This is a genomic window from Streptomyces sp. NPDC090445 (genome assembly GCF_044769385.1).
Taxonomy (GTDB): Bacteria; Actinomycetota; Actinomycetes; order Streptomycetales; family Streptomycetaceae; genus Streptomyces.
The window spans coordinates 1-14,233 of the sequence record NZ_JBIVXV010000021.1 but is presented as its reverse complement, the minus strand read 5'-3'; the positions used below and the strand labels follow the sequence as shown (position 1 = coordinate 14,233).

The window sequence follows — 14,233 nt, the reverse complement described above, 5'->3', positions numbered from 1 at the left end:
GGGCGCGGGGTCAGGCGGCGGTGGCCGGCGGCTCGGCGGGGGCCCGGAGGCGGGCCACCCGCAGCCAGCCGGCCGCGGCCTTGAGCGCGGAGCCCGCCGCCAGCCCCCAGGCCGCCCCGGTGACGCCGAAGGCCGCGTAGCCGCCGAGCAGGAACACCACGGACAGCAGGGAGAAGACCACCTGGAGGGAGAGGGTGGCCTTCGGGGCGAGGACCCGCAGGGTGAGCAGGGCGCAGGTGCCCAGGCCCATGACCGCGTACTGCGCGCCGGTCGCGGGCAGCAGCGCGGCGGCCGCCCCCCAGGTGTCGCCGAGCAGCTGCCGGCCCGTCCGGTCGGGCAGCGCGTACAGCACGGCCGCCCAGCCGGCGCCGAGGACGGCGAGGGCGGCGCCCAAGAGCAGGGTCAGCCGGACCACGCCGCGCTTGCCGGAGGCCCGGCCCACCACGGGCGGGCCGAAGGCGTTCGCCGAGTTGAACAGGACGTTCAGCGGCCCGAAGAGGGTGGTGGCGCCGCGCAGCGCGCCGACCGCGAGCGGGGTCGCGAAGACGCCGAGGCCCAGCACCGCGAGCTGGCTGGAGCCGTTGCCGACGGCGAACTCCACCACGAACCGCTGCCCGAGGTGGCCGCGCCGCAGGTACGGGCGCAGGTCCGCCCGCGCCCCGCGCACGTACGGGCGGAGCAGCAGCAGGCCGAGCCCCAGCGCCGGGAGCGCGGACAGCCCCCACACCAGCACCAGCCGTCCGGGCGAGGCCCCTTCGGGCTGGGCGAGCAGGGCCCCGACGACGCACACCAGCCGCAGCGCGTCCGCGGCGAGGGCCCGCTCGGGGGTGCGCAGTGCGGAGAAGCAGTACCGCAGGCCGTCCTGGACGAGGACGATCGGCAGGACCAGGCCCAGGGCGAGGAAGGCCCGTCCGACGGCGCCGGGCAGGGCCAGGCCGGCGGCGGCGAGGACCGCGCCGGCGGCGGCCGCGGCGGCCGCGGTGAACCCGGCCGCCGAGCGGCACACGGCGCCGAGCCGGCCGCCGTCCTTCTCCAGGACCACCGTCTGGCCGACGTACGCCATGTTCAGCCCGAGGAGCACGCTGAACGCCACGTACACCATGGAGAAGTCGGCGAAGCCGGCCGCCGGGGACAGCCGGGCCGCCAGCACCAGCACGAGGATGTTGGTGGCGCTGGAGGCGGCCTGGTCGAGGACGGAGGAGACGGCGGCGAGGGCCCGCCGGCTCACCTGTTGCCCATGCGGACGGTACGCAGGGCGACGGTGTCGGTGCCGTCGCCCGGGATGTGCTGGTCGTGCCCGGCCGGCTGCCGGGTCAGCGGCTCGGGCCGGGGCTGCTGCCGGGGCGCGGGCGCCGGGGCCTGGGCCTGGGCCGGGGAGGCGCCCTTGGACTTGCCGCCGCGGCCGCGCTTCTCGACCGGCAGCGGGGCGTGCACGACGGCACCGAGCACGGTGCCTCCGGCGCCGGTGATCAGCTCGCGGATCCGGCTCAGGTCGCTGCGGTGGACGGCGCGCGGGTCGCAGACGACGAGGACGCCGTCGACGCGGTCGACGAGGGCGAGGGCGTCGGCGTACGACAGGACGGGCGGGGCGAGCACCACGACGGTGGAGTTGGGGGAGTCGGCCTCGGAGATCAGCCGGGTGGCGCGCGGGGAGGTCAGCGCGCGGGCCACGTTGCGGACGCGGTCGCCGGGGATCAGGTCGAAGGCGCCGGACTCGCCGGCGTCGACGACGAGCTGGCGGCCGTCGGGCCAGTCGGAGTCGCCCTGCGCGGGGGTGTCCGGCATCTGGCGCCGCCGGCCGCCGGCGTCGGTGGGCAGCTGGCTGGCCAGGACGGGGGTGCGCAGGTCGGCTTCGATGAGCAGGACGTCCTTGCCGGTCTCCGCGAAGGAGGCGGCCAGGTTCACGGCCACGGCGGCGGCGATCTCGCTGCTGCCGCGCGGGGCGACGACGAGCAGGCGGCGCCGGTCGGCGAAGCGGGAGTCGTAGGCGAGCCGGAAGGCGACCTGGCGGAACTCCTCCGCGAGGCGGGGGTCTTCCTCGCCGGCCGCGAGCAGCGGCCCGCCGGCGCTCTTGTCCCGCGGCAGGGAGCCCAGGACGGGGGCGCGCAGGGCGCGCGCGACGTCGCCCTCGGAGCGCGGCGCCGGGTCGAAGACGAGCCGGACCCAGGCGGCGAGGAGGCCGAGGGCGAGGCCCACGGCTGCGCCGAGGGCGAGGGACATGGGGATGCCGGGGCCGTCGCCGTCGCTGGGCGGGGTGGCGGCGCTGGTGACCCGGCCGGGGGTCATGTCCAGGGCCTGGAGCTTGGCGATGTTGCCGTTGAGGGTGTTGAGCTTGCTCTGCAGGTCGGTCTTGGAGGAGTAGGCGGTGTCGCGCGCCGGGCCGGCCGGCATGCCGTTGATCTGCTTGACGAGTTCGTCGAGCTGCTTGGCGACGGGGTCGCGCTGGTCCTGGTAGCCCTTGACCATCGTGTCGCGGGTGACGTCGAGCGATTCCTGCCGCTTGTGCAGGTAGGCGTCGGTCATCGCGTTGGCGCGCTTCGCGGCCTCCTTCGGGGAGGAGGCGGTGTAGGTGAAGCGCAGGACCATGGTCTGCGGCGGGTTGGTCACCTGGAGGCCGGCGCGCAGGGCGGCGAAGTCCTTGGCGGAGACGCCGAGTTTCTTGGCGGCCTCGTTGGCGATGGAGCTGGAGAGGGCGACCTGGCGCTCGGAGCCGATGTTGATCGCCTTGTCGGGGGCGAGGCTCGGGTTGAACGGGTCGTCGGTGGGCGCGCGCAGGACCACGTCCGTGGTCGCGACGTAGGTGTCGGCGGTGGAGATGCCGAGGTAGACACCGCCCAGCAGTCCGATGCCCATGCCCGCGCCGATGAGCCGTCGGTAGCGCAGGAGTTGGCGGAACTGGTCCCGGAGGAGGTCGGGTTCGTCCTCGGTGGGGACCGCTGCGGGGCGGTTCGTCTCGATCACTGCTGCGGACCCCCAAGTGCTTCGTCTATCAGTGCGTCGATGCGGGCCAGGCCCGCGTCACGGCTCAGGTGGGCCGCCACGTGGCGGGGCCCGGCCGCCCCCAGTGCGTCGGCGCCCTCGGGGTCCTCGGCGAGGACCCGTACGGCCTTCAGCAGGGCCCCGGGGTCCTCCGGCGGTACGAGCACCCCGGCGCCCGAACGTTCCACTTCCTGGGCGGTGCCGCCCTCCGCCGCCACGGAGGCGACGACGGGACGGCCGGCCTGGAAGTAGGAGGTCAGTTTGGACGGCACGCTCATGTCGAGCACGGCCGCATGCTGTGTGACGGCGAGTACGTCCGCCGCCGCGAGGATATCCGGGAACTCTCCGTCGGCGGCAGGGGGGATGATGTCCAGGTTGGGGACGTCGGCCGACAGGGCCTCCAGGGCGGGGCGCTGGCTGCCGTCGCCCATCAGGACGAAGCGGACGTCCGGGTCGAGGCGGGCGGCGCCGACGAGGACCTCCAGGCCTTGCTTGAGGCCCATGTTGCCGGAGTGCAGCACGACGGTCTGGCCGGGTGCCCAGCCGAGGTGGTGGCGGGTCTCGCCGCGCGGCTTGGTCGGCTGGGGCACGTGGGACCAGTTGGGCACGAGGCGGATCTTCTTCGGGTCCACGCCCATGCCGACGACGCGGTCGACGAAGGTCTCGTGGATGACGCCGACGAGGGTGGCCCGCTTCAGGGCGTAGGCCTCCGCGCGTCCGGCGAGGGCGGCCGCCTTGTCGCCGCCGCTGATGCCGCTCTGTGCGGCGGCGGCGCCCATCAGGTCCTGGACGACCGGGACGAAGGGCACCTTCCACTTCGCGGCGAGGCGGGCGGCGAGCACACCGCCGGCCAGGCTGGGCATCTGGGCCATGACCGCGTGCGGGCGGCGCATCCGGGGCGGGGCGGCGGCACCGTGGAGAAGAATCGATCCTTCGAACAGGGCGCGCTTCACGGCGGTTTGGACGGCGGGCACGGTGTGCGCACGCCGGTGCACGGTGACTCCCGCACGCCGTTCCGTGCGCCGCAGTGCGCCCTTGTACTCCGGTTCGAGCGACCACGACGGGTAGTGCGGCATGCCGGCGAGGACGTGCGCCTCGTGGCCGAGATCCGCCCAGTGCTCCGCGATCTGGGTGGCGTACGGGCCGATTCCCGCGTGCTCGGGAGCGTAGTTGGTGGAAACCAGCAGCAGGCGCCGGTGACCGGATGTGGACACGTGAGGTCCCCTTCTCCCCAGGATGATGCGCACGTCACCCTATGCGTTCACCCGCACGCCGCGGAACGTGCACGCTATTGTCTGCTAATCCACCACACCGGGGGGTGTGGTTGCTGGGGGGTCACTCATGACGGAGCGGGACATGTCCGAACTGGGCGCGGGGGCGCGCCGACCGTATCGAGTCGGCTACGCGCCGGGCGCGTACGACCTCTTCCACATCGGACACCTCAACATCCTTCGGCACGCCCGGAGTCAGTGCGACTACCTGGTGGCGGGCGTGGTCTCCGACGAGATGGCCGAACTGGCCAAGGGGCGGCGCCCGATGATCCCGCTGGTGGAGCGGCTGGAGATCGTCCGCAGTGTGAAGTACGTGGACGCCGCGTTCGTCGAGACCGTTCCCGACAAGGTGGAGACCTGGAAGCAGGTCCGCTTCGACGTGCTCTTCAAGGGCGACGACTGGCGGGGCACGGCCAAGGGCGACAAGCTGGAACGGGACTTCGCGGCCGTCGGCGTCGACGTCGTGTACTTCCCCTACACGGTGCACACGTCCAGCACCCAGCTGCGCCGGGCCCTGGACGCGCTCGCCGAGCCGCCCGCGGATTCCGTCACCGCGGAACGGCGTTGAGCTCCCGGTACCACTTCGCGAGGAACGCCAGCAGGAACAGCACCGCGACGGCGCCCAGTCCGGCGTACGCCCAGCGGAACAGCCCCCCGCCGCCCAGCAGCAGGAAGACCAGGCAGAACACCCCGTAGTCCACGGGCAGCAACGCCACCGCGCGCAGCGTCGAGGGTGCGGCGGCGGGGCTGCCGGGGGCGGGCTTGGGCTTGAGCTTCTCGGTCAGCAGCCCGCCGAAGAAGGTGACGACCGCGGCGAACTGGAAGCCCAGCGGCACCAGCAGCCAGCCGGCGCCGCCCGTCCCGTACGCATCGGGGAAGCGGTGGAAGGCGATGAGCACGCAGGTGTGCAGGGCCGTCAGTTTGGCGCAGTCCACGACGTGGTCGAGCCATTCGCCGGCCGCGCTGCCCCCGCCCCGCAGCCGGGCGAGCTGCCCGTCGGCGGAGTCGAAGGCGAAGCCGACGGCCAGGGCCGCCCACACGGCGACCCCCAGCCCCCAGGAGGGCGCGGCCAGGGCGACGGCGGCCACGGCGGCGAAGCTGAAGGCGGCGCTGACCAGGGTCACCTGATTCGGGGTCAGTCCGAGGACGTGGGAGGAGGCCGCCAGGTACCGCCCCGCGGGCCGGTTGACGAACCGCGAGTAGAGCGAGACCCCCTTCGCCGACTTCTGCGCCCCGCGCAGCTCCCGCAGCGCGGCTCCGAAACGTGACATGCGTACCCCTGATCCCGGCGTCGGCACACGTGCACGGGTGAGGCACGTGTGTACGAAGGCCACATCATCGCAGGGCGGAAACGGGCTCCCGCTCCGCCGGCCGCCGACGGATGTCCGGAAGCAGCAGGACCCCGAGGTTCGCGGCGGCGCTCAGCACGGCGGCGGCCAGCAGCGGCGCCGCGGTGCCGGTGACCCCCGCCAGCGGAGCGGCCACCGCCAGGCCCAACGGGCGGGCCGCGAACGAGATGAGGGTGTCGAAGGAGCCGACCCGGCCCAGCGCCTCCAGCGGGATGCGGCGCTGCAACTCGGTCTCCCACAGGGGGCTGAGCACCCCCAGCCCGAACATCGCGACGCAGAGGGCCGCCGCCGTCACGGGCACCGGCAGCCGCAGCGCGAAGGCGGCGAGCGGCAGGGCCTGGGCGGCGGCCCCGACGGCCACGCCGTGCAGCGGCCTGCGGATCGGGAGCCGGCCGGCCGCCCAGACCCCGGCGAGCATCCCGACCGTGCCCGCCTGGGCGATGACGACCCAGGAGCCGGCCCCGCCGAGGCTCTCCACGGCGATCAGCGGCCCGAGGGTGAGCAGCAGTCCGGCCGCGAGGTGCCAGACGCCGTGGGCGAGGACGTTGGCCAGGAACCAGGGGTGGCGCCGGGCCTCGGCCCAGCCGCCCCGCAGCTCGGCGGCGAAGCCGGCCCGGGCGGCGGGGGCAGCGGGGGCGGCGGGGGCAGCGGGGGCGGCTGCCGGGGTGGCGGCCGGGGCGGCGGACGCGGGGCCGCCGGCCGGGGCGGCAGCGGTCGGAGCGGGGGGCCGCAGTCCGCCGAGGGTGAGCGCGGAGGCGGTGAACAGGGCGGCGGTGAGGAGGGAGGACCAGCCGGCCCCGAGGGCCAGCATCATGCCGCCGGCCGCGGCGGGTCCGGCGATCTGGGCGAGCCCGCCGGCCACCGCCAGCCGGGAGTTGACGCGCAGCCGGTCCGGCGCCGGGACGACGGCGGCGACGAGCGTGCGGGCGGAGGGCGTGCCGAAGGCGACGCCGGCGCCGGTGACGGCGGCGAGCACGGCGAGCCAGCCGATCCGCACGGGGCCGGCCAACAGCAGGACTCCGATGGCGACTTGGGCGGCGGCGCGGACCAGGTCGGCGGCGAGCACGACCCGCCGGGCGGGGTGGCGGTCGGCGACGACGCCGGCGACGGGCAGCAGGAGCAGCATCGGCAGCAGCTCGCTCGCGAGCACGATGCCGAGGTCGCCGGCCGAACCGGTGCGCACGACGGCCAGGGTGAGGGTGGTGGGGATGAGGGCGGTGGCGAGGGCCGCGGCGGTACGGCCGGCGAGGAGCCGCCTGATCGGCGAGGTCATGGCGGCGAGGTTATTTCGCCAGCGAATCATTCGTCAACGAAAATATGCGTGCGGGAGTGCGATACTTCCGGCATGGACGCAGTGGACCCCGAGGACTCAGTCGACCGCCACATCGCCCGCTGGAGCGGCAAGGTGCCCTTCGACGTGCCCACCGAGGGGGTCATCACCCGGATCCAACTGCTGGCCAAGCACGTCAAGTACGGCAAGGAGCGGGCCCTGGCCGAGACCGGCCTGCAGGAGTTCGAGTTCGAGACCATGCACCGGCTCGCCTCCCGCGGCACGCCCTGGCGGGCCCCCTCCGCCGAGCTCGCCGCCGAACTGCTGCTGTCCCCCGCCGGGATGACCGGCCGCCTCGACAGCCTGGAGCGGGCCGGGCTGGTCCGCCGGGTGCGCGCCGCGGGCGACCGCCGCCGGGTCGACGTCGAGCTGACCGACACCGGCCACCGGCGGTGGGGCGAGGCCATGCGCTGGCGGGGCATCGCCGAGGCGGAGATGATCGAGCCCCTCGACGACGCGGAGCGCGCAGCGCTCTCGGCCCTCCTCAAGCGGATGCTCCTCCACGTCGAGTCGAAGTAACCGGACCTACCCTCCGCCCGGCGGGACCCTCCGCCCGGCCGGACCCTCCGCCCGGCGCCGGAGCCCCGCCCGGCGGCTCAGCGCAGGGTGGTGGACTTGTCCGTCCGGTACGTCGCCACCAGCGCCAGGCACAGCGCGGCGATCGCCACCCGGCCCGAGGCCTGCAGCAGCGGCCCGCGCAGCAGGATGAACGAGTACCCGGCGACCAGCGGGACGACCACCGAGATCAGGCTCCCCGAGGGGGCCCGGCGGGTGGCCCGCTTGGCGTAGCGCCGGTCCACGCGCGCGGCCGCGTACCCCATGCCGAGCAGTCCGGCCCCCATGCCGAGGGGGCCGAAGTCGATCCACAGCTCCGCCCAGATCGGGGAGGAGAGGTTGGTGTTGACCGTGCCCATCCACTGGCCGACCATCACGCCGGTGTCCCGCGGTTTGCCGGGCCAGACCGAGCGCGGCACCGCGAAGAACACCGACCCCGCGAGCTGACGGCCGTAGAAGTGGCCCGGCCCGGACTCGGAGAAGGTGATCGTGTTCGCGAACATGCCGATCTGGTCGTAGTCCTTGAGCGCCAGCGGCTCCAGGAACGAGGTCGTCTCGACCGGCCTGTAGTTCTTCTCGTCGTACCGGAAGCGGTCCGCGAAGGGGAAGAGCAGCAGGGCCACCACCACCGCCATCGACAGCGCGACCCGGTACATCGCGGCGCTCACCGGGAAGACGGTGAAGAGCAGCGCGAACATGACCGTGAGGAACCAGTAGCGCGGGTTCGAGACCGGGTTGTTGACGATCAGGTTCAGCACGCACAGCGCCGCCCAGGCCACGATGATCGAGACCTTGCGGCGGGCGTACTCCGAGGTGATCAGCCAGCGCGTGTACAGCAGCAGCGCGAGCAGCGCCGGCACGGTGCCGAAGCCGCGCAGGAACGCCTGGCCGGCCTGGCCGTCGCCGTTGGAGACGCCCGCCTCCTCGATGCCCGCGATGATCTCCTGGCGGCTGGAGAAGAACACCGCCGGGCCGCCGAGCTTGACGATGAAGACACTGCTGCACAGGAAGGCCAGCACCGTCAGCAGCTGCAGGCGGCGCCGGTGCGCCATCACCGGGCGGCGCTCCTTGCGGGAGCCGCCCGCCCGACCCGCCGGGCGGTGCCGGGCGAGCAGCACGCCGACGTCGAACGCGGTGCAGCCGAGCAGCACCAGGCCGATGGCGAGCGTGAGGTCCGAGCGGGGGCCGACCACCGGGGTCGGCACCCGGCCCAGGACCGCCTGGGCGAGCGGGGCCACCCCCATCGCCATGTACACGAACAGCCAGAAGGAGCCCTGGAGCAGTTTGCGGCGGCTGGTCAGCACCATCGCCGAGAGGCGGGCGCCCGCGTACATGGTGAGCAGCAGCTGGAGCCAGAAGGCAGCATCGCGCTGGCCGTCGCCGGGCCGGCTGGCGACGAACAGCGGCAGGAAGACGGTGAATCCGAGGATGAGCGGGACCGACAGCGCGCGGGAGAGCAGCGTGCGGGGGCTGGTGACGCGGCCCCAGCGGTTCGCGTCCGCCTCCTCGAAGGGGTTGCGCGCCTCCGGCCGGAACGCCGCAAGGAGGGGGTTGCGTACGTCCGTTGCCACTGCTGCCCCCACCCCATGTGCCTGGTCCGCGCGCAGTCTAGTCTGAGCGGGCCGCGCCGGGGAGGCGCGGCCGGGGCGGAACGACGAGGGGCGAGCGGTGCGTGATCTTCCTGCCTTCACGCTGGCCGGATACGACAAAGGACGCGGGCTGCTGACCCAGGCGCTCTGGTTCGCCGTCATGAACACGGTGTTCATGGCGTGGTTCTGCCCGGCCCGGCTGCGGGTGGCGCTGCTGCGCGCGTTCGGCGCGCGGATCGGCGAGGGCGTCCTCATACGCCACCGGGTGCGGGTGCTGTGGCCGTGGAAGCTCACCGTCGGCGACCACACGTGGATCGGCGAGGGGGCCTGGCTGCTCAACCTGGAGCCGGTCACCATCGGTTCGCACGTGTGCATCTCGCAGGAGGCCATGCTGTGCACGGGCTCCCACGACCACCGTGCCGCCGACTTCCGCTACCGCAACGCGCCGATCACCGTCGAGGACGGCGCATGGGTCGCGGTACGGGCGACGGTGCTGGCCGGCGTCACGGTCGGCCGCTGCGCGGTGGCGGGCGCCGGAGCGGTGGTCCACAAGGACCTCCCCGCGCTGACCCTGCAGACCCTGGACGGGCAGCGCCGCCCGGTGGAGGAGCCGAAGTGAGAGTCCTGCACGCCGTCACCCTGCACTCTCCCGCGAACGCCTTCGGCGGGCCGGTGCGGGTCGCGCTCAACCTCGCCAAGGGGCTGCGGGCGCGCGGCCACGAGGCCGGCCTGGTGGCCCTCGGCGAAGGCTTCGGCGACCCCTGGCCCACCTCGGTCGAGGGCGTCCCCGCGCGGCTGTTCCCGGCCCGCCGGCTGCTCCCCCTCGGCTTCAGCGGCATCACCTCGCCCGCCCTGCTGGCCTCGGCCGGGCGCCTCGTACGCGACGCCGACGTGGTCCACGTCCACCTGGCCCGGGACCTCGTCACCCTGCCCGTGGCCCTGGCGGCGCTGCGCGCCGGACGGCCCCTCGTGCTCCAGACCCACGGCATGGTGGACCCGAGCGGCAAACTGCTCGCCAAGGTCCTCGACGCGCTGGCCGTACGCCGGCTGCTGCGCGGCGCGGACGCGGTCCTGCACCTCACCCCGTACGAGCGCGACGGCCTCGACGCCGTCGCGGGCGGCCCGCTGCCGGGCGCGGTCCGGCTGGTCAACGGCACCCCGGAGCAGGACGCCCGCCCGGCCCCGAGCGGACCGCCGCGCATCCTGTACTCGGCCCGGCTGCAGGCCCGCAAGCGGCCGGTGGACTTCGTCGACGCCGCCCCGGCCGTCCTCGCCGCGCACCCGGACGCCGAGTTCGTGGTCGCGGGCCCCGACGAGGGCGAGCGTGCCGCCGTCCTCGCACGCATCGCGGAGCTCGGCCTGGCGGACCGGTTCACCGTGCCGGGGGCGCTGTCCGGCGCCGAGGTGCAGGCCGAGCTGCGGCGGGCCCACGTGTACGTGCTGCCGTCGGTGGACGAGCCGTTCCCGATGTCGGTGCTGGAGGCCCTCGCCGTGGGCGTCCCGAGCGTGGTGACCCACTCCAACGGCCTGGCCAAGGACGTCGCGGCGGCCGGAGCCGGCCTCGCGGTCGAGCCGGGGCCGGAGGGCGTGGCCGCGGCGGTCCTGTCGCTGCTGGACCCGGCGGCGAACGCGGCCGCCTCCCGCTCGGCGCGGAGCCTGGCCGCGGACTCCTTCTCGATGGACGCGGTCCTCGACACCCTCCTGCCCGTCTACGAGGCCGCGCGGCGCCGCTGAGCCCCGGCCGCTGTCGGCGGCCCGCCTGAGCGTTCCGAGGGAAGTCCGGTCATGACACCGCGGGCCGGTGGGGGCTGGTCCCGCAGTTCCCCGCGCCCCTGCGGGGCGCTGCCGCGGCTTAGCCTGGGCGCATGGGGATCTACGTGGTGGACGTGGAAGCGGCCGCATGGGCGAACGGGGAGGTCTACGGCCCCCTCGGCACCGCCCTCGACGAGGAGTTGGCGCGGCGGGGGCTCCGCTCCTTCACCCCGGCCGCCACCGCACCGGGGCCGGGGCCGGGCGGGATGCTGGGCGGGATGCTGGGCCGGTTCGGCCGGCGGAACCGGCCGGTACAGCGGGAGGACCGGTTCGAGGAGAAGGTGAACCGGCCCTACGACGGCCTGGAGGCGCTGTGCCGGGCCCAGCCCGCCGACTGGCGGTGCGAGGAGGCCCTGCTGGACTGGGACGTGCTGGTGCCGGTCGACTTCCACGGCGTCATCGAACTGCCGGTCCCGGCCGAGCCGGACGGCGACGGGGCCCGGGTCCGCAGCGCGCACCGCACCGCCGAGGCGGGCCGGCGGCTCGCCGCGGTACTGGGGCTGCCGGACGGCGTGCCGCGGGACGCCGGGAGTCTCGCGCTGACGAACTGGTTCCACGACCTGGACGCGGAGCGGGCCGCCGCCGCGCACGGCGCCGGCCCCTGGCTGGACGACGTGGACGCCGCCTGCTTCACCGCGCTGTACCTGGGGGCCGCGGAGCACGCACTGCGCCGCGGCTGCGCCATCGCCTACAGCTGACAGCCGGGTCCCGGCGACCGAGAATAAACGGATGATCATCGATGACGACACGGACCCGGCGACCCGGCAGGCGTGGACGGCGCTCGGCGGTGCGCCCGGGCTGACCGGGCGGGTGGGGTACCGGGGCGCCGGGGCACTGGGCGCGTCCCGGCTGCCGGTGCCCGAACTGGCCCGGGCGACCGTGGGGGTGTGCTCCCTTGCCGCCGCCGAGCTGGCGGCCGTACGGGCGGGAAGGCCGGTGACGGACCTGCCCGGCCTGGTGGTCGACGAGGGGGCCGTGTCGACCGCGTTCACCAGTGAGCGGCACCTGCGGGTCGACGGACGCGCCCCGGTGTCCTTCGCACCGCTGTCCGGGTTCTGGCGCACCGCCGACGGATGGCTGCGCACCCACGCCAACTACCCGCACCACCGGGCCGCGCTGGAACGCGCGCTCGGAGCCGGGGCCGGGGCCGGAGCCGGCGGGCTGACGCCGGAGCGGCTGCGGGCCGAACTCGCCGGGCGGAAGGCCGTCGAGGTGCAGGAGGCCGTGTACGCGGCGGGCGGGCTGGCGGTCGCCGTGGCGCAGGGGTTCGGGGCGCCGCAGCCGCTGGTGGAGGTGCGGGAGACCGGCGGGCGCGGGCGGGAGCTCGGGCCGGGCCGGCTGCCCGCCTCGGGGGTGCGGGTCCTCGACCTGACCCGGGTGATCGCCGGGCCGGTGGCCACCCGCACGCTCGGGCTGCTCGGCGCCGACGTACTGCGGGTCGACCCGCCCGGGCTGCCCGAGGCGGACGACGCCCACGCCGACACCGGCTTCGGGAAGCGTTCGACGCGCCTGGACCTCGCCGACCGGGCGGACCGGGAGGTCTTCGAGGAGCTGCTGGCGGAGGCCGACGTGGTGGTCGCGGGGTACCGGCCCGGAGCCCTCGACCGGTACGGCCTGGCCGCCGGGCAACTCGTGGCGCGCCGGACGGGGCTGGTGGTGGCCCAGGTGTGCGCCTGGGGGTGGCACGGCCCGTGGGCGGGACGGCGGGGCTTCGACTCGCTGGTCCAGGCGGGGTACGGGATCGCCGCGGCGGAGGCCGGCCCCGACGGGACGCCCGGGGTGCTGCCGGCTCAGGCGCTGGACCACGGGACGGGGTACCTGCTGGCCGCCGGGGTGCTGCGCGCGCTGGCGGACGGCGGCGGGCGGGTGCTGCGGTTCTCGCTGGCCGGGACGGCCTCCTGGCTGGTCCGGGAGGTGCCGCGGCGGCCGGCCGGCTCCGGCGGGTCCGCGGATGCCGCCGACGGGCCCGGCGCGCCCGAGCCCGGGGCGTGGCTGCGGGAGACCCCGTCGGCGTACGGCACGCTGCGGTACGCGGCGCCGCCGCTGGCCGCGGGTCCGGGCGACTGGCCCGCGGGCCCTTCCCGCTGGGGCACCGACCCGGCCCGCTGGCTCCCGGCCGGCGAACGACCGTAGCGGGAGGCCTCAGCGCCCGGGCCGGGCCCTGCGCCCGGGCCGGGCCCTGCGCCCGGGCCGGGCCGGGCCTGCATCCTGCCCCCGTCCGGGCCCTGCAGTGCGGCCTGCGCCGCATACGGCAGCGCCCCCGCGGGCCCGGTGGTCCGGGGCCGCGGGGGCGCTGGTCGTGGTGTGGTGGTGCGGGTCAGGCCGGGATCCAGGCGTAGCAGCCCGTGGAGGTGAACTCCGCGCCGCCCGCCGGGACCGCGGCCGTGATCTTGTCGCCCGGCTTCGGGGCCGTCTCCGGGCCGGAGGCCAGCACCGCGCCGTCCTTGCCCTTGACCTGCCAGGTGCAGGCCGTGCCCTGGGTGGTCAGCGCCCGGTAGGTGCCCTGCGCGGGCGCCGGGCGGGTGCCGTCCGGGAAGCCCTTCTCGGCGGCGGCCAGGATCGGCTTCTGCTCCGGGCACAGGTGGTTGATCGCGTTCGTCGCGTCGGGGATCTCGCCGGCGATGACGGCTCCGGTTGCCGCGTCCTTGTCGCGCTTGGCCGTGCGCTCCACCCTCTGGCAGGACTCCTGTCCGGTCTGCAGGTAGGCCGCCGGGTCCATCTTCTCGGGCACGCGGCCGCTGAGGTACTTCTTCTCCTTGTCCGTGAAGGTGCCCGTCTTCGGGGTGAGCTTCGCGTCCGGGAGGACGGGGCCCGTCGGCTTCGCCTCCGGCGAGGGGGGCGTTCCGGTGGCGTCCGCCGGGTCCGGGACCGGCGAGGAGGCCGGCGGCTTGGGCTTGGCGGCCTCGTCGGACCTGCTGTCGCCGCCGGAGCTGCAGGCGGTCAGGGTCAGGGCTGCGGCCAGCAGAACAGCAGCCGCGGCGGAGCGTCGGTACATCAGGAGGGCTCCTGTACTTGCCGGTTGTTCGGGAGGCGGAGCGAGCGCGGGGCCCGGCGTCGGACGGCCGGGCCCCGCGCTCCCCGTGCGGTTACTTCGGGCCGAAGGTGAGGATCAGCTGCGGGGCGGCGTCCGCGGCGGTCGCCTCCTTGGACCACAGCCACAGCGGGTCGGTGCCCGGGCTGGTCAGCGCCATGCTGTAGCTGGTGCCGAGCGCCGCGGTGACGGCGGCGGTGTCCAGCGGGGCGGTGTGCAGGGCCGAGCCGTCCGGGATGGCGGCGAAGCTGCCCAGCGGGGTGGTGCCCACGGCCGGCTTGGTGGTGTAGGAGGTGGTGTCTCCGCTCCAGGTGCCG

13 protein-coding genes and 1 pseudogene are annotated in these 14,233 nt (G+C 75.3%); 6 read left to right on the top strand and 8 right to left on the bottom strand.

The features are described from left to right. Positions 1-10: 10 nt before the first annotated feature. Genes ACIQUT_RS29535 through ACIQUT_RS29525 form a run of 3 tightly spaced genes read right to left on the bottom strand, consistent with a single transcriptional unit; the run spans position 11 to position 4,163 of the window. Positions 11-1,228, bottom strand: a complete 1,218-nt coding sequence (locus ACIQUT_RS29535; RefSeq protein WP_403567207.1) for a hypothetical protein — start codon at positions 1,226-1,228, stop codon at positions 11-13. Then, positions 1,225-2,961: a lipopolysaccharide biosynthesis protein gene (locus ACIQUT_RS29530; protein WP_403567205.1), complete on the bottom strand. Its 1,737-nt coding sequence runs from the start codon at positions 2,959-2,961 to the stop codon at positions 1,225-1,227. Before ACIQUT_RS29530 ends, ACIQUT_RS29535 begins: the two co-directional genes overlap by 4 nt. Then, the gene (locus tag ACIQUT_RS29525; RefSeq protein WP_403567364.1) at positions 2,958-4,163 is read right to left on the bottom strand and encodes a glycosyltransferase; all 1,206 of its coding nucleotides are present in this window, start codon (positions 4,161-4,163) and stop codon (positions 2,958-2,960) included. The genes ACIQUT_RS29530 and ACIQUT_RS29525 overlap by 4 nt, the downstream gene beginning before the upstream one ends. Positions 4,164-4,320: 157 nt before the next feature. Between ACIQUT_RS29525 and ACIQUT_RS29520 the strand changes: the two genes are divergently transcribed. Further along, entirely contained in the window at positions 4,321-4,818 is a 498-nt protein-coding gene (locus tag ACIQUT_RS29520) for an adenylyltransferase/cytidyltransferase family protein (protein ID WP_403567203.1), read from the top strand. On the opposite strand, the gene ACIQUT_RS29515 is transcribed toward ACIQUT_RS29520, so the two are convergent. Together ACIQUT_RS29515 and ACIQUT_RS29510 are read right to left on the bottom strand one after the other, a co-directional pair. Beyond that, positions 4,799-5,521: a CDP-alcohol phosphatidyltransferase family protein gene (locus ACIQUT_RS29515; RefSeq protein ID WP_403567201.1), complete on the bottom strand. Its 723-nt coding sequence runs from the start codon at positions 5,519-5,521 to the stop codon at positions 4,799-4,801. The genes ACIQUT_RS29520 and ACIQUT_RS29515 overlap by 20 nt on opposite strands. 64 nt (positions 5,522-5,585) lie before the next feature. Continuing rightward, positions 5,586-6,872: an MFS transporter gene (locus ACIQUT_RS29510; protein WP_403567199.1), complete on the bottom strand. Its 1,287-nt coding sequence runs from the start codon at positions 6,870-6,872 to the stop codon at positions 5,586-5,588. 72 nt (positions 6,873-6,944) lie between these two features. On the opposite strand from ACIQUT_RS29510, the gene ACIQUT_RS29505 reads away from it, so the two are divergent. After that, on the top strand, positions 6,945-7,448 hold the full coding sequence (locus tag ACIQUT_RS29505; protein ID WP_403567197.1) for a MarR family winged helix-turn-helix transcriptional regulator: 504 nt from the start codon (positions 6,945-6,947) through the stop codon (positions 7,446-7,448). Between the two features lie 77 nt (positions 7,449-7,525). On the opposite strand, the gene ACIQUT_RS29500 is transcribed toward ACIQUT_RS29505, so the two are convergent. Further along, the gene (locus tag ACIQUT_RS29500; RefSeq protein ID WP_403567195.1) at positions 7,526-9,055 is read right to left on the bottom strand and encodes a hypothetical protein; all 1,530 of its coding nucleotides are present in this window, start codon (positions 9,053-9,055) and stop codon (positions 7,526-7,528) included. 97 nt (positions 9,056-9,152) lie between these two features. On the opposite strand from ACIQUT_RS29500, the gene ACIQUT_RS29495 reads away from it, so the two are divergent. The 4 genes from ACIQUT_RS29495 (at position 9,153) to ACIQUT_RS29480 (ending at position 13,018) form a co-directional block, all read left to right on the top strand. After that, a complete protein-coding gene (locus tag ACIQUT_RS29495) occupies positions 9,153-9,692 on the top strand; it encodes a WcaF family extracellular polysaccharide biosynthesis acetyltransferase (protein ID WP_403567193.1) in 540 nt (179 codons plus the stop codon). Then, complete coding sequence (locus tag ACIQUT_RS29490; RefSeq protein WP_403567192.1) at positions 9,689-10,807, top strand: glycosyltransferase; 1,119 nt, start codon at positions 9,689-9,691, stop codon at positions 10,805-10,807. Before ACIQUT_RS29495 ends, ACIQUT_RS29490 begins: the two co-directional genes overlap by 4 nt. A gap of 131 nt (positions 10,808-10,938) precedes the next feature. Next, on the top strand, positions 10,939-11,583 hold the full coding sequence (locus ACIQUT_RS29485; RefSeq protein ID WP_403567190.1) for a hypothetical protein: 645 nt from the start codon (positions 10,939-10,941) through the stop codon (positions 11,581-11,583). 31 nt (positions 11,584-11,614) lie between these two features. Beyond that, a complete protein-coding gene (locus ACIQUT_RS29480) occupies positions 11,615-13,018 on the top strand; it encodes a CoA transferase (RefSeq protein ID WP_403567188.1) in 1,404 nt (467 codons plus the stop codon). 184 nt (positions 13,019-13,202) lie between these two features. Here ACIQUT_RS29480 and ACIQUT_RS29475 read toward each other — a convergent pair whose 3' ends face one another. Together ACIQUT_RS29475 and ACIQUT_RS29470 are read right to left on the bottom strand one after the other, a co-directional pair. Next, a complete protein-coding gene (locus tag ACIQUT_RS29475; protein ID WP_403567186.1) occupies positions 13,203-13,880 on the bottom strand; it encodes a hypothetical protein in 678 nt (225 codons plus the stop codon). A 91-nt stretch (positions 13,881-13,971) separates the two neighbouring features. Beyond that, positions 13,972-14,233 (bottom strand): annotated as a pseudogene (locus tag ACIQUT_RS29470) (hypothetical protein); the annotation flags it as partial.

What these genes read in the sequence shown, in the direction of transcription:
- ACIQUT_RS29515 (WP_403567201.1), bottom strand. Translation starts at nt 5,521, where the DNA reads ATGTCACGTTTCGGAGCCGCGCTGCGGGAGCTGCGCGGGGCGCAGAAG.
- ACIQUT_RS29510 (WP_403567199.1), bottom strand. Translation starts at nt 6,872, where the DNA reads ATGACCTCGCCGATCAGGCGGCTCCTCGCCGGCCGTACCGCCGCGGCC.
- ACIQUT_RS29485 (WP_403567190.1), top strand. Translation starts at nt 10,939, where the DNA reads ATGGGGATCTACGTGGTGGACGTGGAAGCGGCCGCATGGGCGAACGGG.
- ACIQUT_RS29475 (WP_403567186.1), bottom strand. Translation starts at nt 13,880, where the DNA reads ATGTACCGACGCTCCGCCGCGGCTGCTGTTCTGCTGGCCGCAGCCCTG.
- ACIQUT_RS29480 (WP_403567188.1), top strand. Translation starts at nt 11,615, where the DNA reads ATGATCATCGATGACGACACGGACCCGGCGACCCGGCAGGCGTGGACG.
- ACIQUT_RS29520 (WP_403567203.1), top strand. Translation starts at nt 4,321, where the DNA reads ATGACGGAGCGGGACATGTCCGAACTGGGCGCGGGGGCGCGCCGACCG.
- ACIQUT_RS29505 (WP_403567197.1), top strand. Translation starts at nt 6,945, where the DNA reads ATGGACGCAGTGGACCCCGAGGACTCAGTCGACCGCCACATCGCCCGC.